At 57.9% G+C, this 23,921-nt stretch carries 23 protein-coding genes and 1 tRNA gene; 10 read left to right on the forward strand and 14 right to left on the reverse strand.

Annotated elements, in window-relative coordinates:
- Window positions 1-4: 4 nt before the first annotated feature.
- From N6L24_RS10445 to N6L24_RS10470, 6 genes are all read right to left on the reverse strand, one after another.
- Window positions 5-1,492, reverse strand: coding sequence for an MBOAT family O-acyltransferase (locus N6L24_RS10445; protein WP_271844623.1), 1,488 nt, complete (start codon window positions 1,490-1,492; stop codon window positions 5-7).
- A complete protein-coding gene (locus tag N6L24_RS10450; protein WP_271844624.1) occupies window positions 1,492-2,997 on the reverse strand; it encodes a right-handed parallel beta-helix repeat-containing protein in 1,506 nt (501 codons plus the stop codon). Before N6L24_RS10450 ends, N6L24_RS10445 begins: the two co-directional genes overlap by 1 nt.
- On the reverse strand, window positions 2,990-4,390 hold the full coding sequence (locus N6L24_RS10455; RefSeq protein WP_271844625.1) for a mannose-1-phosphate guanylyltransferase: 1,401 nt from the start codon (window positions 4,388-4,390) through the stop codon (window positions 2,990-2,992). Before N6L24_RS10455 ends, N6L24_RS10450 begins: the two co-directional genes overlap by 8 nt.
- 83 nt (window positions 4,391-4,473) lie before the next feature.
- Entirely contained in the window at window positions 4,474-5,589 is a 1,116-nt protein-coding gene (locus tag N6L24_RS10460) for a hypothetical protein (RefSeq protein WP_271844626.1), read from the reverse strand.
- Between the two features lie 21 nt (window positions 5,590-5,610).
- Window positions 5,611-7,062 carry a glycosyltransferase gene (locus tag N6L24_RS10465; protein WP_271844627.1) on the reverse strand — a complete coding sequence of 484 codons (1,452 nt, stop codon included), beginning with the start codon at window positions 7,060-7,062 and terminating at the stop codon, window positions 5,611-5,613.
- Between the two features lie 3 nt (window positions 7,063-7,065).
- Window positions 7,066-8,376 carry a nucleotide sugar dehydrogenase gene (locus N6L24_RS10470; RefSeq protein ID WP_271844628.1) on the reverse strand — a complete coding sequence of 437 codons (1,311 nt, stop codon included), beginning with the start codon at window positions 8,374-8,376 and terminating at the stop codon, window positions 7,066-7,068.
- 242 nt (window positions 8,377-8,618) lie between these two features.
- On the opposite strand from N6L24_RS10470, the gene N6L24_RS10475 reads away from it, so the two are divergent.
- On the forward strand, window positions 8,619-9,311 hold the full coding sequence (locus tag N6L24_RS10475) for a phosphatase domain-containing protein (RefSeq protein ID WP_271844629.1): 693 nt from the start codon (window positions 8,619-8,621) through the stop codon (window positions 9,309-9,311).
- Window positions 9,311-10,597 (forward strand): 3-deoxy-D-manno-octulosonic acid transferase, encoded by a 1,287-nt coding sequence (locus tag N6L24_RS10480; protein ID WP_271844630.1) that lies wholly within the window; start codon window positions 9,311-9,313, stop codon window positions 10,595-10,597. The genes N6L24_RS10475 and N6L24_RS10480 overlap by 1 nt, the downstream gene beginning before the upstream one ends.
- Here the strand turns inward: N6L24_RS10480 and N6L24_RS10485 are convergent.
- The gene (locus N6L24_RS10485; RefSeq protein ID WP_271844631.1) at window positions 10,594-11,700 is read right to left on the reverse strand and encodes a glycosyltransferase family 2 protein; all 1,107 of its coding nucleotides are present in this window, start codon (window positions 11,698-11,700) and stop codon (window positions 10,594-10,596) included. The genes N6L24_RS10480 and N6L24_RS10485 overlap by 4 nt on opposite strands.
- A 161-nt stretch (window positions 11,701-11,861) precedes the next feature.
- On the opposite strand from N6L24_RS10485, the gene galE reads away from it, so the two are divergent.
- The gene (galE, locus tag N6L24_RS10490) at window positions 11,862-12,872 is read left to right on the forward strand and encodes a UDP-glucose 4-epimerase GalE (RefSeq protein ID WP_271844632.1); all 1,011 of its coding nucleotides are present in this window, start codon (window positions 11,862-11,864) and stop codon (window positions 12,870-12,872) included.
- A 665-nt stretch (window positions 12,873-13,537) separates the two neighbouring features.
- On the opposite strand, the gene N6L24_RS10495 is transcribed toward galE, so the two are convergent.
- The 3 genes from N6L24_RS10495 to N6L24_RS10505 all read right to left on the reverse strand — a co-directional run bounded on the left by N6L24_RS10495 (window position 13,538) and on the right by N6L24_RS10505 (window position 15,740).
- Window positions 13,538-14,056, reverse strand: a complete 519-nt coding sequence (locus tag N6L24_RS10495; protein WP_334312322.1) for a HEPN domain-containing protein — start codon at window positions 14,054-14,056, stop codon at window positions 13,538-13,540.
- Window positions 14,057-14,138: 82 nt separating this feature from the next.
- The gene (locus tag N6L24_RS10500) at window positions 14,139-15,377 is read right to left on the reverse strand and encodes a DUF262 domain-containing protein (protein ID WP_271844634.1); all 1,239 of its coding nucleotides are present in this window, start codon (window positions 15,375-15,377) and stop codon (window positions 14,139-14,141) included.
- A gap of 273 nt (window positions 15,378-15,650) precedes the next feature.
- Window positions 15,651-15,740, reverse strand: a tRNA-Ser gene (locus N6L24_RS10505).
- Between the two features lie 290 nt (window positions 15,741-16,030).
- Here N6L24_RS10505 and N6L24_RS10510 point away from each other — a divergent pair.
- Window positions 16,031-16,984: a LysR family transcriptional regulator gene (locus N6L24_RS10510; RefSeq protein ID WP_271844635.1), complete on the forward strand. Its 954-nt coding sequence runs from the start codon at window positions 16,031-16,033 to the stop codon at window positions 16,982-16,984.
- Here the strand turns inward: N6L24_RS10510 and N6L24_RS10515 are convergent.
- Together N6L24_RS10515 and ychF are read right to left on the reverse strand one after the other, a co-directional pair.
- Window positions 16,956-17,882: a nucleoside hydrolase gene (locus N6L24_RS10515; protein ID WP_271844636.1), complete on the reverse strand. Its 927-nt coding sequence runs from the start codon at window positions 17,880-17,882 to the stop codon at window positions 16,956-16,958. The two genes, N6L24_RS10510 and N6L24_RS10515, sit on opposite strands and share 29 nt — an antisense overlap.
- Window positions 17,883-17,950: 68 nt before the next feature.
- Window positions 17,951-19,048 (reverse strand): redox-regulated ATPase YchF, encoded by a 1,098-nt coding sequence (ychF, locus tag N6L24_RS10520; RefSeq protein WP_271844637.1) that lies wholly within the window; start codon window positions 19,046-19,048, stop codon window positions 17,951-17,953.
- A 95-nt stretch (window positions 19,049-19,143) separates the two neighbouring features.
- On the opposite strand from ychF, the gene N6L24_RS10525 reads away from it, so the two are divergent.
- Window positions 19,144-19,563: a VOC family protein gene (locus N6L24_RS10525; protein ID WP_271844638.1), complete on the forward strand. Its 420-nt coding sequence runs from the start codon at window positions 19,144-19,146 to the stop codon at window positions 19,561-19,563.
- A gap of 61 nt (window positions 19,564-19,624) precedes the next feature.
- On the forward strand, window positions 19,625-20,416 hold the full coding sequence (gene trpA / locus N6L24_RS10530; RefSeq protein WP_271844639.1) for a tryptophan synthase subunit alpha: 792 nt from the start codon (window positions 19,625-19,627) through the stop codon (window positions 20,414-20,416).
- 203 nt (window positions 20,417-20,619) lie between these two features.
- Here trpA and N6L24_RS10535 read toward each other — a convergent pair whose 3' ends face one another.
- Both N6L24_RS10535 and phhA read right to left on the reverse strand, forming a co-directional pair.
- On the reverse strand, window positions 20,620-20,937 hold the full coding sequence (locus tag N6L24_RS10535) for a 4a-hydroxytetrahydrobiopterin dehydratase (RefSeq protein ID WP_271844640.1): 318 nt from the start codon (window positions 20,935-20,937) through the stop codon (window positions 20,620-20,622).
- A gap of 2 nt (window positions 20,938-20,939) precedes the next feature.
- Window positions 20,940-21,737, reverse strand: coding sequence for a phenylalanine 4-monooxygenase (gene phhA / locus N6L24_RS10540; protein ID WP_271844641.1), 798 nt, complete (start codon window positions 21,735-21,737; stop codon window positions 20,940-20,942).
- A 116-nt stretch (window positions 21,738-21,853) separates the two neighbouring features.
- Between phhA and N6L24_RS10545 the strand changes: the two genes are divergently transcribed.
- The 4 genes from N6L24_RS10545 to N6L24_RS10560 all read left to right on the forward strand — a co-directional run bounded on the left by N6L24_RS10545 (window position 21,854) and on the right by N6L24_RS10560 (window position 23,906).
- A complete protein-coding gene (locus tag N6L24_RS10545; protein ID WP_271844642.1) occupies window positions 21,854-22,315 on the forward strand; it encodes an Lrp/AsnC family transcriptional regulator in 462 nt (153 codons plus the stop codon).
- Window positions 22,316-22,391: 76 nt separating this feature from the next.
- Window positions 22,392-22,772 (forward strand): rhodanese-like domain-containing protein, encoded by a 381-nt coding sequence (locus N6L24_RS10550; protein WP_271844643.1) that lies wholly within the window; start codon window positions 22,392-22,394, stop codon window positions 22,770-22,772.
- A complete protein-coding gene (locus N6L24_RS10555) occupies window positions 22,762-23,268 on the forward strand; it encodes a hypothetical protein (protein WP_271844644.1) in 507 nt (168 codons plus the stop codon). The genes N6L24_RS10550 and N6L24_RS10555 overlap by 11 nt, the downstream gene beginning before the upstream one ends.
- Window positions 23,253-23,906, forward strand: coding sequence for a hypothetical protein (locus tag N6L24_RS10560; RefSeq protein WP_271844645.1), 654 nt, complete (start codon window positions 23,253-23,255; stop codon window positions 23,904-23,906). Before N6L24_RS10555 ends, N6L24_RS10560 begins: the two co-directional genes overlap by 16 nt.
- Window positions 23,907-23,921 lie beyond the last annotated feature (15 nt).

Consider the following 23,921-nt stretch of genomic DNA (forward strand, 5'->3'; position numbering starts at 1 on the left):
CCCCTTAGAACTGGAAATAGAGAAAGGGTGAAAAGCTTTGCTCTGTCAGGCGGAAGACGGCGTATGCACCCAGAACAAGCGTCGCCAGCGTCACCGTCCAGCCATCGTTTTGATGCGCGAGCGCAGCGCTGGCATGTGCCCGGGGCGCAGAGGCCGCTGGAAAGCGCGTTGAAACAACCGCGCCGCTGGGCCCCTTGTTTTCAGCATTTGAAAAAATCAGCCACAGCTTGGGCTCTGCCGCCGCGACCAAGGCCGCAAGCCCTGCGAGCGCAATGCTTTCGCGGCTCATCGCCCCAAAAAGCAAAGGATCATTGATGAATCCATTCAGCCCCAACATACCCGCGTAGATCGCCAGACTGTCGCTGACCGCCTCGGCGCGGAACATGACCCAGCCCAGCAGCACCAGCATCAATGTTAGCGGCAGCGCCAGCCAATAGCTCGCGGCGCGCTGATGCCAGCCGGTGACACGCTCAAGCGCGAGCAACCCGCCGTGCCAAAGACCCCAGATCACAAAGGTCCAGTTGGCCCCATGCCACAGCCCGCCCAACAGCATCACGATCAGCAGGTTCACATAGGTGCGCGCCGCGCCTTTGCGGTTGCCGCCAAGCGACACGTAAAGGTAATCGCGCAGCCAGCTTGAAAGCGAAATATGCCAGCGCCGCCAGAATTCGGTGATCGAGCGGCTGACATAGGGAAAGCGGAAATTCTCGCCAAAGCGGAACCCCATCATCTTGCCAAGGCCAATTGCCATGTCGCTATAGCCGGAAAAATCGAAATAAAGCTGCAACATATACGCCAGCGCCCCGACCCATGCGACAACAAAGCCCGGATCCGAAGCGCCGAAGGTCAGATCCACCAAAGGGGCAATGGCATCAGCCAGAATGACCTTTTTGGCGAGACCCACGAGAAACCGCGCCATGCCATCACAGAACAGTTCGGCGCTGTGACGGCGATGTTCAAACTGATGTTCCAGATCCTTGTAGCGCAGGATCGGCCCGGCGATCAGCTGCGGGAACAGCGCGATAAAGGCAGCAAAATCAATGAGACGCGCGTTGGCGCGGGCATCGCCACGATGCACATCAATCAGATAGCTCATGGCCTGAAAGACGTAAAAGGAAATGCCAATCGGCAAGATCAGCCGCCAATGCACGCCAAGCCCGGCGGCATCCGTACCCCAGAGCGCCGCGAAACTGTCGACAAAGAAATTAAGGTATTTAAAGACCCCCAGCACTAGCAGGCAGCCGCCGATCCCGATGGTGAGGTAAATGCGGCCCTGTCGCGAGCCCCGGTGTGCCGCAACGCGCTGCCCCATCAGATAGGCAAACAGCGTGGTCAGCACCAGCAGCCCCAGAAAATCGATGCGCCACCAGGCGTAAAAAACATAGCTGCCCAGCAAGATCGGATAGGACCGCCATCTTTGCGGCGTGGCATAATAGACCGCCATAAAGACCGGCAGAAAAAGAAAGAGGAAACTTTCCGAAGAAAAGACCATTACATCGCCTCCTGCCACAGCGCGCATGATGCGGTGGGGCGTCGCGCCTCAGAAGAGGTCGGCGTTGTCAGATGAACGGGCCGCACGCCATATAGATCGCTGAGGAGCGCGGCGCTCTGCCCGGCCAGATCACCGGCGACAATCTGCGGCAATTGCTGCGAAAAATCGTTGCGACTAAGCAGCAGCGCGCCCGAGCCGGCACCGCTTATCCCGCTGCGGTTGGCCTGAAACCTGTTGCCGTGTAGGGCAATCTGGCTGCTCGCAGCCTGCCCGGTGATCGCCAGACCTGCCGAGCGGCTGCGCTCAATGCGATTGTCCGTCAACAGCGCCTGCCGCACGCTGCGCAACGTGATGCCCTTCGCGCCGCTGGCCAACAATTGGTTGCCCGTCACGCGCAGGCAATCGGTCAGCGTCACTGCAATGGCGGCCTGCCCCTGCGCCCAGATAAGGTTGCCCGCAACCACCGTCCCCGGCCCGGCGCTGCCAATCTCGATCCCAACGCCCTTGTTGGCCAGCAACACATTGCCCCGCACCACACTGCCGCGCGCCTCGCGCGTCACGCGGATTGCGCCGCGCGCGGCGGCATCGACAATTACATTGTTGCTCAGATGGCTCGCCTCTGTTCCGCGCAGATCCACCGCCGGGCCGCGCGCTTTGACAATCAGGTTCCCCGCCAATTGCGCGCCCGTGGTGCCGCGCAGAGTGATGCCGCCAATGTCAGCAAACCGGCTCCCGATAATTTCGCTGATGTGGCGCGGCCTGAAAACGCCACCGTTCACAAAAGAAACCCCGGAAAATGCTGCGGTCTGGCCAAACCCCAGGCCGGCAAACGCGCTGCCCCAAATCTGTGCCGATCCGGTACCGACCGTGGCCACAAAGGGGCGAAAGCCTGCGGCGCGCGGGTTTGTTCCCCCCACTGCGTGCAGCACCGCCCGGTCGGCAGTGAGCTGCCCGAAATTCAACAGAAACGCCCCATGTGGGCGCGAGAGCTCCAGCTGGTCGCCCGGGCGCAATTGCAACGCCGCGTCCTGCCAGATCACAAGCGGCACGTTCAGACCCTGCGGCCCCCATAGCGCGGTGCCGCCCGGTTGTGGCAAATCTTGTGCCGCCCGTTTCAACGCTGCGAGCGAAATAGCACCGCCGCTGATCGTCAGCGCGCGCGGCTGGATCTGCGCTTGCGCCCGCAGCACCAACAATTGGTCATTCGCACCGCTGACCAACGTCAGCTGTGCAAGGGCCAGCCGCAGATCCGTGAGGCTGACCTTTGCCGCGGGCAAATCAAGCGCCTCCGGCCGCGCCGTGGGGTGCGGCTCAGCAATATCCAAAAGCGCCTGCGCCGGACCGATGTCGGCCGACCGCGCCGCGATGAGGGCGGCGTGAAACACGTGATCTTGCGCTTGAGCCACGGCAAATTGATCATCCGCACCCACGGCGCTTGGCCAAAAGCGCAGACCCCAGGCCAATATCAGGACAAGAAGGTTTTTCTGGCAAAAAATCTTACGCATTCTGCACCGCCCCTAGGCCGATCTCATCCTCCATCGGCAAGGCCACGGTCACCAGCAAAGCCTCCACCGGGTCGTTCTGGGTGTTGGTCAGGCTCGTGCGCCCGATGGGCGGCATCACCAAACGCTCCCCCATTCCCAGATCGCGCCGCTGCTGCCCGTCAAACACCTGCAGGCTTCCGCCGATGGCAATCAGTTGGCGTCCGGGCATGGAGTCGATCTTGATCGACGCCCCCGGGTTGATCTTGATCACCGACATGTCAAACCGCCCGGAGCGCATCAGCCGCGTCGTCTGCCCCCAGTGGTATTCCTTGGCCAGCGGAGCCACTGCCTCTGGGCGTTCGTCCGCTTTCAGGGCGTGCACAATGCGGCGTACGTCCTGGCACCGGCCGCGCTGCGTCACTAAAATGGCATCTGGCGTATCGACCACAATCACGTCTGACAGCCCCACGACAGCCACCAGGCGCTTGTCAGCGCGCACAAAGGCATTTTCGGTTTCCACGGCCAGCACATCCCCCAGCAGGACATTGCCCTGCGGATCGCTGCGATTGACCGCATGCATGGCCGTCCAACAGCCAACATCATCCCAGCCGACATCCAGCACGGCCATGCATACCCGATCAGAATGTTCAAAGATCAGCTTTTCGGTGGGCGCATCCGCAGCGCGGCGAAAGCTGGGGGGATGCAGCGTCAACATTGCGCCTGAGCGTTCGCCTTGATCCACCGCGGAAAAGACCGTGTGGTATGTCGCCTCATCATACCGGCGCATGTCCTTGATCAGGGTGGACGCGGTCATCAGCGAAAGCCCTGACGCCCAAAAGGCGTGCTCTGTGTCAATCAACCTCTGCGCTTCCGCGCTGGGAGGTTTCTCCACAAAGCGTTTCACGCGGCGCAGACCGTCCTGCCCCGGCTCTGATCCGCCATCGACGAGATAGCCATAGCCTGTTTCGGCATAGCGCGGCGGAATGCCGAACATCACGATGCGCCCCGCAGTGGCTGGGGTGCGCATCTCTAGAATAGAGCGGTTAAGATCGCCTTCGATCACATGGTCGGAGGGCGCAATCAGCAGCAGCGCTTCGGGGTCTTCTGAGGCGACTTCGATGGCGGCGGCCAAGACCGCTGGGCCGGTATTGCGCGTCATCGGCTCGCAGATCACCCGCGCGTCGCATTGCAGCGCCTCGAGTTGCCGCGCCACCGTGTGGCTGTGCTGGACCGAGGTGACAACCGTCGGCCGCGCAAATCCCGCGGCGCGATGGCGCTGCACGGTGGCTTGAAAAAAGCTCAGCGATCCGGGGCCATTCATGGCATGAAATTGCTTGGGGCTTTGCACCCGCGAGACCGGCCACAACCGCGAACCGGAACCACCGCATAAGATGATGGGATGAATGTCCTTCAATGGCTTCTCCAGTTTCAATCTGAGGGTGGTGGTGAAAGTGATATTTCCTTGATTTCGTTAAAATTTAATGAGTTTTCGGCAGGTCAGCTGCCCGCCGCCTCATTTACGTTTTGGCGCGCCCAAATCCCCGCAAAGGCCCAGACATTGCGAAACCGCAGCCGCGCGACCTCCCCCGGTGTTATGCGCTGCGCAAAGGGCGGCGGCAGGATCACTTCGGCGCTGGCAAAGCCATCGGTCGCGGCCCCACCAGTGCCGGTTTCAAAACGCAACGAGACTGGCAGCACATCGCCGCTGAGCAATTCAATTTCGGCCTGATCGCCCTTGATCATGCGCGCGATGCCCGCATCGCTGACCTCGGCGGTGATCCGCACGCGCGCATCCTCGCGCGCCAGTGTCACCAGCGGCTCCCCCGTCAGAACTGTTGCGCCATCAAACAGCCCAGCGTGCAGCGTCGCGCGGCAATCACAGGGCATCTGCGTGGCCAATACCGCGCCGGAGTTGGCGTTGATGGCATAAATCACCTCGCCTTTTTGGGCGGCGGGATTGAGGTAGGAAATTTGCCCCGCACTTGTGGCGCGCAACAGCGTTCCGCCGGCAGAGACCACAACCGGCCGTGATTCATACTGATAGGCAACGCGCTGATGCACGATCGAGGCCGCGCCATAGACCAGACCCGCGCTCAGCGCGAAGATTGCCGCCAATCGGGACAGGCTGCGCAACCGCAAAATGGGGGATTGGGTTGGTGTTGCGCGCGCACTCGGCACCCGCGCCGAGCCGGAAAAGCCCAGCAATTGCCCAACCGAGACGACATCACCCGCGATGGACCCATTCAGGATATAGCGCAGCGGGGCCAGATGTTCGCCCGTGGGATCAGAGAAAACCAGCCGCACCTGTGGATCATCCGCGGCCCCGTCTTTGTGCACGAAGGCTTCGGCAAATAGGTTCACGGCAAAGCCGTCAAAATCAAAGCGCAGCGTGACCAGCTCCTCCTGCCCCTCAAGCGCCGGGGGCAGCAAGCCGCGCACCACCGCCTGGGTCAGCGACAGGCTATGCCCTTCGACCTTGCGATCGTCGATGATCGCCGAAAAGGGCAATCGCACCTGCGGATGTTCATCCTGAAAGGCGAAATCAGTTGGGATCTCGTCGCCCCAAAGGGGGGTTTTCTGGCCGGTCTGCGCCGTGTGATCCGCTTGGGTCATCTTATCTCTCCTGACATCAGGTTACGTCGCGCTGGTCATCAGCAGCACCGCAAGCGCCAGCCAGCCCAGCGCCAGCACATGCAGATAGGCGGAGCCAAACCGGCGCACCGCGGGCCCCGTCTTGCCGGTTTCGGTTTGCTGCCGCGTCCATTTCTGGCGGTCCAGCCGGAAGAACACATAGCTTTTGACCGCCGCGCCCATGAGCTGGCTGAAGTAGAGCAGAAAGGGAAAGCTGATCGGAAAGCTGCGCCCTCGAAAGGCAGCGATCGCCCAGCAAAACAGATAGCGCGTCAGCATGATCCAGGCGAGGTAGGCCGGCAGCACAATCGGGTCATAAAGCAGCGCCGCGCTGATCGCGGCAATCGGCCCCGCCAATGTTGTCCAGATTGACAGGTTCTGATCAAAGATCGACCACCAGACAAACAGGCCGATCCGGCGCGGCGGCAGGCGCAGCGCGCGCGCATTGGTGCGCAGCATATTGCCAAACCAGCGCAGCATCAGGGCGATGGCGCTTGGCAAGAAACGCGGCCCCGGCTGAGTTTCCATCGAGACAGAGCGCACATCCGGCAGATAGCCAAGTTCATAGCCCTGCGCCATCAGCCAGAACCAGGTCGATTTGTCATCCCCGGTCAGAAAATCCACCCGGCCCAAACGCCAATGATCAATCGCATCATGCTGCACAAGGCGGATAAATTCGGGATGCGTGGCAAGATCAGCGCGAAAGACCGACATACGTCCCGTCAGCGTCAGCACGCGATTGCTGAGCCCCATTGAGCACATCATCACTTGCCGCTGGTCAAACCGCAGGCAGAACCAATCTTTGAAGGCACCGGGCTGACGAATGGCAACTGCTTCATCCGTGGTCAAGGCCCCCAGATTGGGCTGGGTAAAGAACGGTGCGCTGCGGCGGATGATATCGGCGGGCACGCAGCTGTCACCATCCACCAGCACCACCAGATCCTGGGCCCCGGGGCTAAAGGCGGCGATACGCGCAAGGCCCGAGGCCAAAGCATCGCGTTTGCCGGTGCCCGCGATCTGGTCAATCCGCAGGCGCACCTGCGCCGCATCCAGCGCCATGGCCTCATAGATCCGGCGCACAAGCCGCGCATCCGCGCCATCGACCACCGACGCCACAACCGTGGCCTGCCCGCGCGCGGCGGCGGCCGCCCGAAAAAGACTTTGGTAGACCGGCACGGAAATCTCAGGCGCGATCTTATAAGAGGTACACAGGAAAAACGCCGCTGGCTCAATCTTGCGCAGGGCATAGGCCGCCTCCGCTGCGGCCTTGCGGCGCGGGTAGGCATGACGGCGAAAATAAATCGCGCGGGCAAAATTGGTCAGCGCCCAAGAATAGCGCCAGCCGCCTAATAGACCGACCACAATCAGCGCCTGCCGCCCTTCGCCCAGCCGCTCTGCCGGGACCAGCGCCGCCAAAAGCACGATGGCGGCGAGATATGCGATATGCCCCAGCACGCTTTACCAGCAGATCCCGGCATATTGCCCTTGCGAGGTCAGCGCAGGATCCAGCCGCGCCAGATCAATCATCGGCTTGGTGCGGGCGGCCTTTCCCAAAAGCGCAACCGTTTCGTGGTAGTAATTGCCCACCACAATCGCATCAGAACGGTCAATCAACGGGGCCAAGTTGGGCACGATACGCCGCTGCAACTCGCCCATGCTGCCGCGCCCAGCGGTCTGTGGGCCATCCAGCGCCTCTTGCACATAGGGATCAAAAATCTCGACCCCGACGCCCTTGTTGATCAGCCGTTGCGCCAGCTCGGCCAGCGGGCTTTCGCGCAGATCATCCGTGCCGGGTTTAAAGCTGATGCCGACAAAACCGACATGCTGCGCCTTGCTGTCCATCACCATGGTTTCAGCACGCGCAATCTGCGCCTCGTTGGCCTCAAGTGCTGCGTGCAAAAGTGGGGTTTTGACATTGTGCCCGGCCGCCAGATGCGACAGGGCGCGCAGGTCTTTGGGCAGGCAGGAGCCGCCAAAGGCAAAGCCGGGCCGCATGAAGGCGCGCGAAATATTCACCTTGGTATCAGAACAAAGCATATCCATGATCTGGGGGCCGTCCAGCCCGCAGGATTTGGCAATATTACCGATTTCATTGGCAAAACTGATCTTCACGGCGCGCCAGGCGTTTGAGGTGTATTTCACCATTTCTGCCGCCGCGATCTCCACGTGATGGTGGCTGCATGGCAAATCCGCGTTCAGCGCCTGCAACTGGCTCGCCGTTCGGGCATCAAGCGCACCGTAGACAATCATACCGGGGTCGTAATAATCGCGGATCGCGGTGCTTTCGCGCAAGAACTCTGGGTAATACCCCACGCCAAAATCGCGCCCCGCCCGTTTGCCAGACCTCTGTTCCAACACCGGAATGCAAACCCCAGACACGGTGCCCGGCACGATGGTGGAGCGGATGACCACCGAATGAAACCGGTCCTTGCTGGCAAGCGCCCGCCCGATGGTGTCACAGACATCGCGCACCGCCGCGAGGCCCACCGCACCGTTTTCGTCACTCGGGGTGCCGACACACACAAATGAGATATCGGACTGTTCAATCGCCGCCTCGGCATCTTCGGTGGCACGCAACCGGCCTGTGTCGATCCCCTCGGCGATCAGCGCCGGTAGCCCGGGTTCAACAATGGGCGAGGCCCCGGCATTCAGCGCGGCCACTTTGGCCGGATCAATATCAACCGCAATCACGTGATGGCCGTCTTTCGCCAGACAGGCCGCCGCCACGACCCCCACGTACCCAATGCCAAAAATACTGACTGTCGCCATGTGAACCTCACAAAATCCTAATGAATTCATAATGCTGAGCGCGCATTAACTATGCTGGGGCAACGGGGTCTGGGGCAGACGGGAAATCTCCTGACACTGTCAGGAAAGTGCTGTCAGAAAATCAGAGCGCGCGCCGCAAGCCTTTGTTAACCCCTGCCCGCTATGACGCCGCGCGGCATCACCATCTTGTATCAGCGCGCCATCTCCCGTATGCGCAAGGACAGGGTAGACGCGGAAATGGCATGTTCGAAAAACTGGTATCGGAAATTTCGGGCAAGCTGCGCGCGCGCCGCAAAAGGCCCCGCCACTTTGATCTGAGTACCGCAGAGGGGCGCCGCGCCGCGATGCGCCATTTTAACTGGACCGATCACGGCATCCTGCGGGTTTTCTGGACCAACACCGAAGCGCTTGCCCCCGGCGTCTATCGCGCCAATCAACCCAGCCCCAAGCGCATTGCCCAATATGCCAAGATGGGCATTCACACGATCCTCAGCCTCCGCGGTACATCACGTTCAAGCCATGCGTTGCTGGAAGAAGAATCCTGCGCCAAACACGGCATCCGCCTGATCACGCTGGAGCTGAGCGCGCGCTCTGCCGCGCCCAGATCAGAGCTTTTGGCGCTTTTGGATCATTTTGACACGCTCAAGCCGGGGTATGTCATCCATTGTAAATCCGGTGCCGATCGCACCGGGCTGGCTGCGGCCTTTTACCTGTTGCACGTGCAAAACCGCCCGTTGGAAGAGGCGCGCAAACATCTGGCTCTGCGCTATGTGCATTTGCATTGGACCAAGGCCGGTATTCTGGATCATATCCTTGATTGCTATGCTGCGGATATGCGCAAACAGGGCGACATGCCGCTGCGACAATGGCTTGCGCAGCACTATGACCCCGATGAAATCACCCGCAGCTTTCACGCCAAACGAGGCACCGCCTGATGTCGCTGCCACCCGTTCTTGTGGCCTATCTGGGCTTTAGCCGCATTGCGGACCCGGTGTATCGCGCGCTGCACCGGCGTCGTTTGAAATCTGGCAAGGAAGACCCCGCGCGGCTGGGCGAACGTTATGCGCAGTCGCCGCCGGCGCGCCCACCGGGCCGCCTTGTGTGGTTTCACGCGGCCAGTGTCGGCGAAAGCCGGTCGATCCTAGAACTCATCCGCCAGCTCTTGGCCCAATCCGACGATCTGCAGGTGCTGGTGACAACCAATACCCGCACCTCGGCCCAGATGCTGGCGCAAGAGCTGCCCAGCCGCGCGCTGCATCAATATGCACCCATCGACACCACCGCCGCGGCCCGCGCCTTTCTCTCCCATTGGCAGCCCGATGTGGCGATCTGGGTGGAAAGCGAGCTTTGGCCGCGTATGCTGCGCGAATGCCGCGCTCAACAGGTGCCGATGATGCTGCTCTCGGCGCGGATCTCAACCAAAACCGCGCGGCTGTGGCGGCGCTGGCCGCGTACGCTGAGCGCTATGCTGCAGGATTTTGATCAGATCCTGACCCAGACCGAGGACACAGCGCAGCTGATCCGCGATATCTTGGGACCGGACGCCCCCGTTGCGGTGATCGGCGCGCTGAAGCAAGAGGTGCCCCCGCCTGAGGTCAATGCGGCACTGCTGCGCGCTTTGCAAGACGCGATTGGCGCGCGGCCAACCTGGGCTGCGGCCTCCACCCATGAGGGTGAAGAAGACGTCCTGACCAAGGCCCATGCGCTTTTGCAGACCGCGCTGCCTGACGCGCTCATGATCCTTGTGCCGCGCCACCCAGAACGCGGCCCCGCACTGGCCGCCGCGCTGCGCGCAGAGGGGCGCACGGTGGCCCTGCGATCTGACGATGACGCGCTGTCGCCCGAGATTGAAATCTATATTGCCGATACGCTCGGGGAACTTGGCCTCTGGTATCGGCTGGCGCCGGTGTCCTTTGTGGCCGGATCACTTTTGCCAATTGGTGGGCATAACCCGTTTGAGCCTGCCCTGCTCAACTCAGCCATTCTGCATGGCCCGCATGTCTATAATTTCAAAGATGTGTACCGCACGCTTGGCGCCGCAAACGGCTGCCAAATGCGGGACACGCCGGAGCACATCGCCGCTGCGCTCAGCGCGCTTTTGACCGGCGAAGCCCCCGCCATGGCCGCCCGCGCCAAAGCAGCGCTGGCGCAAGGCAGCAACGCGACAGCCAAAAGCCTGTCGGCCATCCTGCGCATGCTGAAGCCGTCCAGCCCGCCTTAGCGCGTTTGATACATCCGTTCTTGCAGCGCGATATACCAGCTTTTGAAATCGCGGATTGGCGCAAACAGGAAAAATGGCACCTGCAGCGCCCCATAGAGATAGGCGCGCACGGTTGGCAGGGTGAAACGTTTGCGTATCGGGTCAATCAGCGCATAAAGCGCCGCGTATTTCAGAAATGACCGCATCAATTTGAGTGCTGAGATGGGTTTGCGCGCGCTTGACACGCGGGTCAGCGCCATCATGTTGCGCACCCGGATCAGATTGACGCGATAAGGCTTGAGCACGCGCTCATTGCCATCAGCGTGAAACAGACGCGCGTCGGGCGCTGTCACCAGCCGCCCATGCGCCGACATGCGATAGGAAAAATCGCTGTCCTCATGGGTGGCATAGTAGCGCAGCAGTTCTGACCAGCGGGTTTGCACTCCGTATCCGCGCCGGAATGTCATGCGCCCGCCGTTGATCAGACCAGTGGCGAAGACCCTGACTGGAAGGGTGAGCTCTTCTAAGGGACTTCGATCCACCGGCTTGCCGTAAGGCACAAAATGGCGGTCCAGCGTCATCTGCGCTTCAAGCCAAGACCTAAGCCGCTGTTTCAAACCCGGTGCGGGCGAGTCCACGACAGCGCTGTCATCCTCTTGAGCCGCCTCAGGTGGCAGATCGGCAAACAGCGCCCCCACCATTGCGATACGCTGCTCCGGGTCGGCTTCGTAAATGCGCATGATTGTATCAGCGGTATCCGGATAGAGATAAATGTCATCATCCAGTGAAAAAACAATGTCCCCAGAGGTGAGGTCCAATGCCTGATTACGTTGGTAGGCCACGGCGCGTACCTTGGCCGGGACATGAGTCAGCGTGACAGTTTCCCAAAATTCTGGATAAGCGGCCAAAAGCGCAGCCTTGCTGTCCTGCCAATCATCACTGGCGTCGACAATCACCACCTCTCGCGGCAACCGGGTCTGCTGCGCCACATACCCCACCATCGGCAACAGAAAATGTGGCCGATTATATGTACAGATTGTCAGGCTCCAGGACAGCCGCGATGCCGGCGTGCTTTGGGCTGCATCCTGACCAGTGGGATCTACCAAATCCAAGGCTCCATCCATCGTTCCGTTCCATATGTCATAATACGCAATCAGACTGGGCTTATACAGAAAATATGACTGTATTTGGGCATCTTGCGGCCGAGCCTATCAAATTTTGCCCGCCGCTCTGGCATTGCGCCTGCGGCTGTGGCAATCCGGTTTCATAACATCGAGGGTTTTCTATGACGCGGCATATTCTTCTGACCGGCGGGGCGGGCTATATCGGTTCGCACACCTATGTGGAACTTCTGGCAGCGGGTCATCAGGTGACAATCCTGGATGACTTTTCCAATGCAGATCGCAGCGTGATCACCCGGCTCGCCAAATTGACCGGGCAGATGCCACAGCTGTTGGAGCAGGACATCCGCGACCAGGCCGCCCTTGCCCGCGCGTTTGAAACCCACGGGTTTGATGCGGCAATTCACTTCGCTGCGAAAAAGGCCGTGGGCGAGTCGGTGGCCAAACCGCTTGACTATGTCAGCTGCAATGTCGGCGGGCTTGTCACCCTGATGCAAGTGATGCAGGCGCAGGGGGTGTTTGATCTGGTGTTCAGCTCTTCGGCGACGGTCTATGGCGACCCAGAGGTCCTGCCGATCCCGGAAACCGCGCCGCTGAGCCACACCAACCCCTATGGCATGACAAAACTCATGGGCGAAGAGATCCTGCGCGCGGCGCAAATCGCAGAGCCGCGCTGGCGCATCGGCATCCTGCGCTATTTCAACCCGGTCGGGGCGCATGACTCTGGGCTGATTGGCGAGGATCCCAATGGGATTCCCAACAATCTGATGCCCTATATTGCCAAAGTCGCCGCCGGAGAGCTGCCGCATGTGCAGGTTTTCGGCGATGATTATGACACGCCCGATGGCACCGGCGTGCGCGACTACATCCACGTCTGCGACCTGGCCCGCGGCCATGTGCAATCGCTGGAGGCGCTGGCGCGGGAGGATGCAGGGCATCTGGTCAATCTGGGCACCGGCAGAGGCATCTCGGTGCTGGAGATGATTGCCGCCTATTCGGTGGCCTGCGGCACCGTGCTGCCCCACAAAATCGCCCCCCGCCGCGCCGGAGACGTCGCCTCCTGTTATGCCGACCCCGCCAAGGCGCGCGCGGCCCTCGGTTTTGACGCAACCCGCGATCTGACCGACATGTGCCGCAGCAGCTGGGCATGGATTTCTGGGCAAGCGCGAGGCTGAGGAGCCGCAGGCGCAATCAGAATCTAACCTGCGATCATGGCCTCAGCGGCACCACTCGGGACAAACTCAAACCATTGTCACTAAATCATGACCACTATTTCGAAAAGACAATGCCCGCACAAACCCTCAGTGCAATCGTAACGTCTTCAAGCATTTTAGAGTGTTGGTCAAAGTCACGTGAAAGTGGTCGCATGGTTAGGGCGAATTGCGAACCAGCTTTCTCAAATTCTCTGAGAGCCTCTTCTCGACGACTTTGGAACCAAGTTTCCTGACACGTATCAAAGGCCCTAATAGCGTTTTCATAGTGCCTCTCTGTCGCGGTCTGAGCGTGAGCCGCACCTGCAATCAAATTGGCTATGAGTAAAATGCGTATCAGGTAGATCAAACTCGCCGGAAACAATTGAATGTACAAATTTTTAAGTGGGTATCTGAAATAAAGGTTTAAAAGGTCATTTATTTCAAAGCCTAATGGCGGAGACGAAGAGAGCCGGATTTCGACACTCTGCCCCACAAGAATCTGTTTTTAATAATATTTTTCTGATCAAGTTGCAATATGGGGCAATTTCAAACAACTTTTGAGCGTGCATTGCGGAGTTGGCGATGTCCCCAATTAATAAACACAACAGAAATGATTGTTATATCCAGAAAACTTGAAAAGCCGTGCGTCACCTTTTTAACTGAACGCAACCGGCCTTGTCGAAATTCAGTAGACCCTCAAAAATTTGGTCTGTTTCTGCGAGGACTGAGCTTCGAGTTTCACTTGTTTGGATTTTGAATTTATGCGCAATGTTTCCGCGCTTTGTACCAAATGCGTTCAGTGCAGCAGAGACATTTAGATCAACTTCCTCAGGATCTATCCCTACCTGCAAAAGCAATTTTCTTTGATCAGCAGTAGTCACACCGTGATTGGACTTTATGTCTCTAGTTAGGTTCGTATATGCCTCGGAAGCAAAACCTACCAAATCGCTTGCTGCCGTAGATCGTATTTTCCGCCTTGCCACCTCTTTATCCACTTGCAACATCGCTTCTGAAGCCACCAAACATAACAACGCGCGGCAAACCTCATCATTATTTTTAAGTTCTGAGAGCGCTTTCTTGGATATTTCAGAAACTAATTCTTCGATGTACTGCTCAAACGCTGCATGCGAAAGCAATACGAATGATTGGACCTTCAGATGATCCAAATCACTCAGGCATCCACTTTCCGGGACTCGAACTAGTATTTTTCTAATGTATTTGAGTGAGTCTTTTAGTCTTAAATATGGCTCAGTTGGGGAGTTCATCGGAAAACTTCGGTAACTTTAAATCAATGCCTGTCATTTCACAAATTTTGGCGTAAAAATTCTCATATCTAATTCTTGTTGAGGCTACAGACTTTGTTGTTGTTTCAACTGCGCGCCTGAATTCGTCGCTTGAGGAAACTGCTTCGAAACCCTCGACAAACGCCTCACCATTCTCAAGCGCCCATGCTCGGACACCACTATTAGATAGAGCGCCGACTAAGACGTCGAAAAGGGCCCTATTGAAACGGCTTTCATATTCTCCGGACACAAATTTTCTACAGAATTTTTTTGCTGGAAAAATTGTCAATCCAACTTTGATGGCTGCTTCCATCTGCTCTAACTTACTAAGAATTTGTGCTTTTTGGGAATTGTCTTCCGCAAAAGCTTGGTTCTGATTTACGCACAATTCATCGAGAAATTTCTTAAGATCTCCGGCATACGTTAAATCTGGATCTGAGAAAGCCAGGAACCGAGCCGCCAACTCAACATCGTTCATTCTTGGATCTGGAGACTTTTTCGAAATAAGTTGGTGCAAGGGGCCAACCTTCTCCGTCCAATCGATCAACAATTTTAGGAACCCCCCGGGGAAAAGTGACATTCTGAGCTCCATGGGAGAGAGCTTTACGGAACCAGAGTTCAGTCTATGGAAAATCTCGTAGAGTATCCTGTCATTCTCCCACCCTCGAATTACCGCAGTGCGCTGTGTTTGGTTCAGCAGTTCAAAGCTCCACTCTTCATCGCTTTTGATGTCCTCCCAAGTCAGTCCTTCAAGTTCGGAAAGCACTCTTAAGTCTTTCAGTCTAAATTTTTTGCCGCTCGGAAATTTTCCGTCGATAAATTCCTGAATAGTGAGAAGACGTTGTTTTCCATCCAGCACCAAGAAAGCCTTATTACTCCCACCGCTGGACGAAAGCAAAATTTGCGGAATTGGAATCCCAAGGAACAAAGATTCTATGAAGCTTATTTTAGCTTTAGGAGACCAAACATTTCGCCTCTGAAACTCTGGAGAAAGATTTATCTGCTTTCCGATTTGGCGATAAAGAGTCTCGATTGTCCAATCGGTTGGCGAGATTAGAAGGGATGAGAATTCGCCGGCCGAAACTCCAGAACTATCGCCCTCCTCAGTAGGTTCAATATCTTCGAACTCTTCGTCTCTATCTTCGTAAGACAATTGTAGCTCCAATTGCTGTCCATCCTCATGGGCGGAAATTGCAGGGTTCATACTTTATCGCTGTTCACTATGAAATTGTAAAATTGGGTCAATTGTTTTCACATTTCTCTCTTAGGAGCCATATCTCAATAGCATTGAATTTGCCATATACGTGAAACTGAGCTTTTATGCGGGCAACGAAATTACTCTGCTAAGATGTCGGGCAATTTCGTAATGTGGGGCAAAACGCGGGACATTTTGTGCAGCAAAATCAATTACTTGACGGAATTGCCGAAATCGACGTGCCACAAGTTATTGTTTTCAAGCAGTTTTTTTAAGTGTTAATGGCGGAGACGAAGGGATTCGAACCCTCGATACCGTTTCCGGTATACTCCCTTAGCAGGGGAGCGCCTTCGACCACTCGGCCACGTCTCCGAGGACGGGGTTTAATGATTAGCCCGGCGGGGCACAAGTGATATTTGTCATTTTTTTGAAGAGGCTTGGCGCGGCGGGCCTTGGCCCGTCCGTCGAAACGAAAAACGCCCCCGGTGCCCAAAACCATCGGCAACCGGGGGCGTATCGCTGTGCCGGGAGAGCGCGATGCGAGTGGGGCCATACCGACCCATGCAGCGCGAAATTCCGGGCGATGTAGTGCCAGGGAATGACTACGGCGTCAGAATATGCTCTGATGTTTCTGCGATCCATCGTGAAAAGCGAATAAAATCATGCAAAAAAATGATGTATATAAGCTGGATGCACATACGCTGCGTGTGTTCCTGAAGGTCTGCGAATTAAAGTCCGTCAGCCGAGCTTCGGATTTTTTCGATATAAATCAATCCACTGTCAGCAATATCTTGGATCGTCTCAGACAATCTCTGGGGTATAAGCTGTTTGAAAAAGTGGGGCGAAACATCGAACCGACAGAAAATGCCAAGGCTCTCATTCCGCGTGCAGAGCAGATCGTCTCTGCAATCGAAGGGTTGCCTGACACCGGCACCTATGACCCCAAAGAGGACATGCGCCCCATCACGTTGGCCGGCAATCTGAATTCGATGATGCCCGCGCTGACCGCGATTCGTGAGGCGATTTGGGCGGTTTGCCCGGATCGGCATGTGCGGTTTCTGGAACTGGGCAGCCGCGATCAGATGGAAGCCTTTCTTTCTTATGGGTTGGCAGATTTTCTGGTGGCTGTACGCACCGCGCATTATCCCCCTGCCCTGACGTCTGCGCCGTTGTTCACCGATACAACTGTCGCCTATTACGATCCCTCCGTGCGCCCGGCCCCGGACACGGATGAACGTTATTTTGAGGCGCGCCATGCGGTGCTGGATTTTGGCGGCAATGTGCGCAGCACGGTGGCCAATGAGGTCAAGCGCGTGCAGGGGCATCGCAATGTTGTGCTGTCAGCGGGCAATGTTTCGGTGTTGGCTGGGCTGATGCGGGGCACGGATGTCATCGCCAGCATGCCCAGTCACCTCAGCAGCAATGTGATGCAAGAATTTGCCTGCTGCGCCGTGCCCGCGCTGTCGGGGATCACGCTGTATTTTGATCTGTTGTGGCACAAGCGCAATACAGACAGTTCGCGCCACAAATGGATCAGCGATATCATCCTATCGCTCGATTTTGACCAACGCCTCAGCCTGCCGCGGGCTACGGCAGCTGCTGGATCCGCTGCATAAAGAGCGCTTTGACCGCCGCCGCATCCACCGCCGTATAGACCTGCGTGGCGGCCCGGCTGTCCTCAGCCTTCAGCGTCGCGCCCGAAGTGTCCGCGTCGCACGACACGGTGATGGGCACCGCCTCAGCGGTAAAGAGCTCAGGATGGGTGCAGGCGATGACAGCGGCAGGGTCATGCAATGAACAGCCATCCAGCTTGCCGACGCTTTCATAGAACTTCAGATAAAAGTGACTCATGTCCTGCAGCATCCCGCCCAGTTTGGGGGCGGCACTGGCCATATCAGCAAAATCCTCGGGGCGGCACAGGATGCGATGGGTGACATCCAGCCCGACCATCTCCACATGTGCGCCCGAGGCAAACACCACCTCTGCGGCGTGCGGGTCGTGGTAGATATTGGCTTCGGCGTGCGGCGTGATGTTGCCGCCTTCTCGATAGCTGCCGCCCATCAGGACAATGCGTTTGACGTTGCGAATAAAATCCGGGTCCAGATCGATGGCGGCGGCGATATTGGTCAGCGGCCCAATGGGGCAGAGCACCAGTTCACCGGCGTGCTCACGCGCCATGCGGCACAGAAAGGCAGCGGCGCTTTCGTCAATGGCGCGGCCTTTTGGGGTTTTGGCCGGGATATCACCAAACCCTTCGTCGCCATGCACATGAAAGGAGGGTTTGAAAGGCGGCAGAACACGCGGCACCTGCGCGCCTTGGGCGACCGGCACGGCAAGGCCCGCGGCCTCTCGCAAGCGCAGGGCGTTGCGGGTGGCCATTTCCACGGTCACATTGCCAAAGATGCTGGTCAGACCCAAAAGTTCAATTTCCGGCGCGGCCGCCGCATAGAAAATTGCCATGGCGTCATCCACGCCCGGATCGGTGTCGATGATCAGTTTCACAGTCTCAACCATAGCGCTCTCCCCTCAAAAAAAACGGGAGGCGCGCGCGCCTCCCGATCATTGCGCGTTTGTCCGAAAGCTTAGGTATTAAACAGGAAGTGCATCACGTCGCCATCGCGCACGATATAGCTTTTCCCTTCCGCCCGCATCTTACCGGCTTCCTTTGCTCCCTGTTCGCCATTGCACGCGATAAAATCGTCATATGCAATGGTTTCCGCCCGAATGAACCCACGCTCAAAATCGCCGTGGATCACGCCAGCGGCCTGAGGCGCTGCGGTGCCCTTGGTGATGGTCCAGGCGCGCGCCTCTTTTGGGCCGACGGTGAAATAGGTTTCCAGTTGCAAAAGCTCATAGCCCGCGCGGATCAGACGATCGAGCCCCGCTTCTTCCAGACCCATTTCCGACAGGAACATTTCAGCCTCTTCCGCGTCGAGCTGGCTGATCTCTTCTTCGATCTGGGCCGAGATAATGACATGCGAATTGCCCTGCGCTGCGGCCATCTTGGCGACTGCTTCGGAATGGGCGTTGCCCGTGGCGGCATCGCCTTCGCCCACGTTGCAGACATAAAGCACGGGTTTGGTGGACAAGAGCTGCAGCCCTTTCCAGGTTTTTTCGTCTTCTGGCGCGATCTCCACGGTGCGTGCGGGGCGGTCGTTTTCAATCGCCTCTTGCGCAAGCGCCAGCAGGCGATCCTGTTCCTTGGCCTCTTTGTCGTTGCCCTTCAGCTTGCGCACAAGGCCCTGGCGGCGCTTTTCAATGCTCTCCAGGTCCGCCAGCATCAATTCGGTCTCGATGGTTTCCGCATCGGCCACCGGATCAACACGGTCATCAACATGGGTGACATCGCTGTCTTCAAAACACCGCAGTACATGCGCAATCGCGTCGGTTTCGCGAATATTGGCCAAGAACTGATTGCCCAGCCCCTCGCCCTTGGAGGCGCCTTTCACCAGACCGGCAATATCCACAAAGGTCATGCGCGTTGGGATGATCTGCTTGGAGCCGGCAATGGCCGCGAGTTTATCGAGCCGGTCATCCGGCACGCCCACGTCGCCCACATTGGGTTCAATGGTGCAAAACGGAAAGTTTGCCGCCTGCGCTGCGGCGGTCCTGGTCAGCGCGTTAAATGTGGTCGATTTGCCCACGTTCGGCAGGCCGACAATCCCAACTTTAAAGCCCATTGCGGCCTCCTAACAGATGTTCGTGCCGCTTCTAGGCAGAGTTGGGGGATGACGCAAGCCGTGTTACCATTTGCCGGGCAACATAGGAGGCCCAGATGTCTTTCACACCTTATCTCTTCTTTGATGGAAACTGCTCTGAGGCGATCGATTTCTATGCCGATGTCTTTGGGGCCGACAATGTGCTAAAGATGCCGTTTTCCGATGCACCGCCTGACATCGGCCTGCCGCCGCTCGCGGACCGCTATATGCATGCCCAGATCAACGTGGGTGATACGGTCCTGATGTGCAGCGACGTCGCCGACACCTCGCAGTTTGAACCGCAGGCGGGCTGCGCCGTTGCCCATGAGGCTGACACGGTTGAAGCGGCGCAGGCGACCTTCGAAAAACTCGCAGAAGGGGGCAAGGTGACTATGCCGTTTGAAGCAACGTTTTTTTCCGCCGGTTTTGGGGTCTGTTTTGACCGGTTCGGCACCCATTGGATGATCATGGTGAAAGACGCGCCCTCATCGCGCTAACCGCCATTGATTTTCCGGGATGAAACGGGCAAACCCCTAGCAAGACATCTAAGGGGCCCCCATGACTCGTATCGACGCCAAATTCGCTGAGCTGAAAGCCGCCAACAAGAAGGCTTTTGTTGCCTACGTGATGGCAGGTGATCCCAATTATGACACCTCGCTTGAGGTGGTGAAGGGCCTGCCCGCCGCAGGTGTGGATGTCATCGAACTGGGCCTGCCGTTTACCGACCCGATGGCCGATGGCAGCACCATTCAGTTGGCGGGTCAGCGCGCGCTCGACGTTGGCATGACACTGCAAAAGACGCTGGATCTGGCGACTGAATTCCGCAAAACCGATGACACAACGCCGATTGTGCTGATGGGCTATTACAACCCGATTTATAACCGCGGTGTTGACCAATTCCTGAAAGACGCCAAAGCGGCGGGTATCGACGGGTTGATTGTGGTGGATCTGCCGCCTGAAGAAGATGAAGAGCTGTGCATTCCAGCGCAGGCGGCAGGGCTCAATTTCATTCGCCTTGCTACACCAACCACAGATGACAAACGCCTGCCCAAAGTGCTGCAGAACACCTCCGGGTTTGTCTATTACGTCTCGATCACCGGGATCACCGGCTCGGCCGAAGCTGAGGCGGGCGATGTCGGCCCAGAGGTGGCGCGCATCAAAGCCTCGACCGATCTGCCGGTGATTGTTGGTTTTGGCATCAAGACGCCAGAACGCGCGGAAGCCATCGCCTCGGTTGCGGATGGTGCGGTGGTCGGCTCTGCCATCGTCAGCGAAATCGCGGCGGGTAAGCCGGTGGCAGACGTGCTGGCGTTTGTGAAAACCCTGTCCGACGGCGCGCATCGGGCTTAAGCAACGGCACAGAACAAATTAGGCCGCGCAGAAGGATCTGCGCGGCCCTTTTCATTGCCCCTAGACAAGCCACATTTTTGGGCAACGACCCTTAATCATGACAGAGCCGGCGACGCCGGCCAGCCCCCGACCCTCCCCACGGGAGGGGGCTTCACCCCCACCCAGGGTCGGCGGCTGGCCAAAACGCGGCCTTCATAAGCACTTTAAGCAAGCAGCGCTTCAAGGCGCATGGCGCAGAGAAAATCATTCTCCGTCAATCCGCCAGCTTCATGGCTGGTATAGACCACCTCGCAATAGCCCCAGCCAAAACTGATGTCGGCGTGATGCCCCATCTTGTCAGAATGCCAGGCCACAAGGTTGGCCATCTGCGTGGCCTTGGCGAAGCCTTTGAATTCATACCGCTTATAGATGGTTTCGCCCCGCCGGGCCCAGCCATCAAGGCCCGCCAGCCCTTCGGCGATCATTTCTTCGGTCAAGACACCAGTGCCTTCGGAACAGGGGACACAAACAGCTTCGGTCATTTTCAAGATGCTTTCTTTTCGACAGGGGGATAAAGCGGATCAAACAGGCCCTTAGCCTGCGCTGTTTTGATATCAGCCATCAGGTCGCGGTCCGCAGCCGCAAACAGATCATTCATGTCGCCAATCTCAAAATAGATCGGCTGATGAATGTCGATGCGATACGGCGTGCGCAGGATATCGATCACATCGAAGGGGCGCACCACCGGCTGATCTGACAGCGCATGCGGCAGCTCGGTCTTGGAGGAGGCCAGCCCTGAGCCCAGCGCCTTGCGCGCGCCGTTTTCACGGGTCAGACCAAATTCGATCGAAAACCAGTACAGCCGAATGAGCCAGCTATAGTCCTGCTTTTCCGCGCGCAGCCCGGCCTGACCAATCGCTTGGGAAAACTCAGCAAAGCGCTGGTCAGTCAGCAAAGGGGTATGGCCAAAGATTTCGTGGAAGATATCCGGCTCTTCGATGTAATCAAAATCCTCACGGCTGCGGATGAACGACGCGGCCGGAAATGTCCGGTCCGCCAGCATGCCAAAGAAGGTTTTAAACCCGATCAGGGCCGGCACTGGGGCGACTTTCCACCCCGTCTCTCGGGTCAACACCGCCGAAATATCCGGGCATTGCGGCACGCGATCCTTGGGCATGTTCAGCTTTTCCAGCCCCTGCAGATAGGGCTGCGCCATATGTTGCTGCACTGCGCTTTCTTGGGCGGCATAAAGATCGCGCCACACCGCGTCTTCCTCGGCGGTATAGGAAATATAGCCCGCCGCGTCGGGAACCTTGGCTTGGTATTTGGTTGATTTTGGCATCGCGTCCTCCTTTCTCATAGGCTCGCCCGCCACCGAGGGTAAGTTTGCCCTATTCCATTGCCTGCACGCGCATTTTTGGGTAAAATTCACCCAAAAATATCGAAATTGTGGAATACATGACCCAACTTGAAGAAAAAGACAGAGAAATTCTCCGCATCCTGCAGCAAGATGGGAAAATCAGCCTTCAGGCGCTGGCGGAAAAAGTGCACCTGTCGTCCTCGCCCTGCTGGCGACGGGTAAAGCGGCTTGAGGAGGCCGGGCTGATTGATCGCTATGTCGCCATTCTCAACCCGCGCGCTCTGGGGCTGCATGCGCAGGCCTATATGCATGTTTCGCTGATGGACCATACAGAGGCGACGATTGCGGCCTTTGATCGCTTTGTGCAGAACGAACCGCAGATCACCGAATGCTGCTCGATCACCGGGTCGGATGATTTCATGCTGAAAGTGGTCGCAGAAGGACCAGAGGCGCTTGAGACCTTCATCATGAAACGGGTGTTGCGCTTGGGGATCGTGCGGTCTTCCCATACCAATTTCGTCCTGCGGCGCACGAAATCCAGCACCGCCCTCCCCGTCTAGGCAAACCCCAGACGCTTGGCAAAACCGCCGAAGTCTGCTCTGCTGTCTGGGCGACAGAACCATGGGAGGAAACGCGATGAAACGCATGAAGGACTATCTGGACGAGGCGAATGCCATCGTTCCAAAGGCGACGACCGAAGATGCAATCGCCATTCACGCCAAGGGCGACGCGGTGTTTATTGACGTGCGCGACAGCAACAGCCTGCGCGACAGCGGCACAATCGCAGGGGCCCTGCACATCCCGCGGGGCATGGTGGAACTGTCGGCGGACCCGGACACCCCGTTTTACAAACCAGAACTGCAAAAAGACGCGCACCTCTGCCTTGTTTGCGGCGGCGGCGTGATGGCAGCCATGGCCGGTAAGACCTTAAAAGAAATGGGCTATGCCAACGTGACCAATGTCGGCGGCATCGACGCCTGGAAAGCGGCGGGCGGCCCGACGGAAGATGTGGAGTGACACCCATCAAATCGCAGTGACGCTGCGCCGCCTATGCGGCGCGGCCCTGCTGCTCGTGTGCATCGGGCAAAGCCATGCCTTCGCCAGCGAATTGGATGGCAAGGTCTTTCAAGGATTGATCGGCCCGAGCAGCAACCCTGATTTGGAAGACAGCCTGCATTTTTCCGACGGGCATTTTTGGTCAGATATCTGCACACGTTGCGGCTTTCAACCGGGCGCATATCAAAGCCAGGCGACAGACCGGGGCATCACCTTTCAAGGTGTGCTGCAAAGCGAAAGCCGTGGGCAATTTACCTATGAAGGCCTGGTGCGCCCGGACGGCGGCATTGATGTGACCATTAAATGGGAACGCAAGCGGTGGTACTGGACCACGCGGCGCGAAATTGCCTTTCGCGGTCAGTTGAAAGATGACCGGCTTGCCGCGCCACTCATGGAAACACGTGCGGCAATGCAGTTGCAGAACATTGACGAAGACCCGCTGTGCGCACGCTTCTAACGGGCATCTGGGCAAAAAGGCGCGCGCTTTTGCTTTACGTCGCGCTCTTGTTGATGGGCTGGGTCATCGGCGAAGCGCTTCACGGCTTGGCGGTCCCAGAGATGCGCCCCATGAATGAACCGCTTATTCATCGCCTGGTCATGGTTGCGCTTGCGGTCTTCATTCTTGCGGCCGCAATTCCCTTTGTACCGGGCGCAGAAATCGGTTTCGCGCTGCTTTTTATCTTCGGCGGCCAAGCTGCGCTTTTGGTGTTCCTTGGGATGACCGGAGCAATGTTACTCTCCTACATTGTGGCGCGGCTTGTTCCCGCCGCAGCGATGGGCCATTTTGCCAATTGGCTCGGCCTCACGCGCACCGCGAAACTGCTTGCTACACAATCAGTGAATGGCGACGCCGTAATTCAGCAGCTCTCGCAGATGGTGGATGGTCGCTTGGCGAAGTTCGCGCTGAACAATCGGTATTTGCTGTTGATGCTCTTATTGAACACGCCGGGCAACTCTCTGCTCGGCGGCGGCGGCGGGCTGGCTTTTTTCGCAGGGTCTTCCGGTCTTTATCGCTTTGTGCCCTTTATGATCAGCGTGATGATCGCCGTCGCGCCGGTTCCGCTGGCATTTGCCTTGATGGACGGTGGCGGCTAAGGCCGATTGCGCGCA

Source organism: Cognatishimia sp. SS12 (genome assembly GCF_028369055.1).
Classification (GTDB): domain Bacteria; phylum Pseudomonadota; class Alphaproteobacteria; order Rhodobacterales; family Rhodobacteraceae; genus Cognatishimia.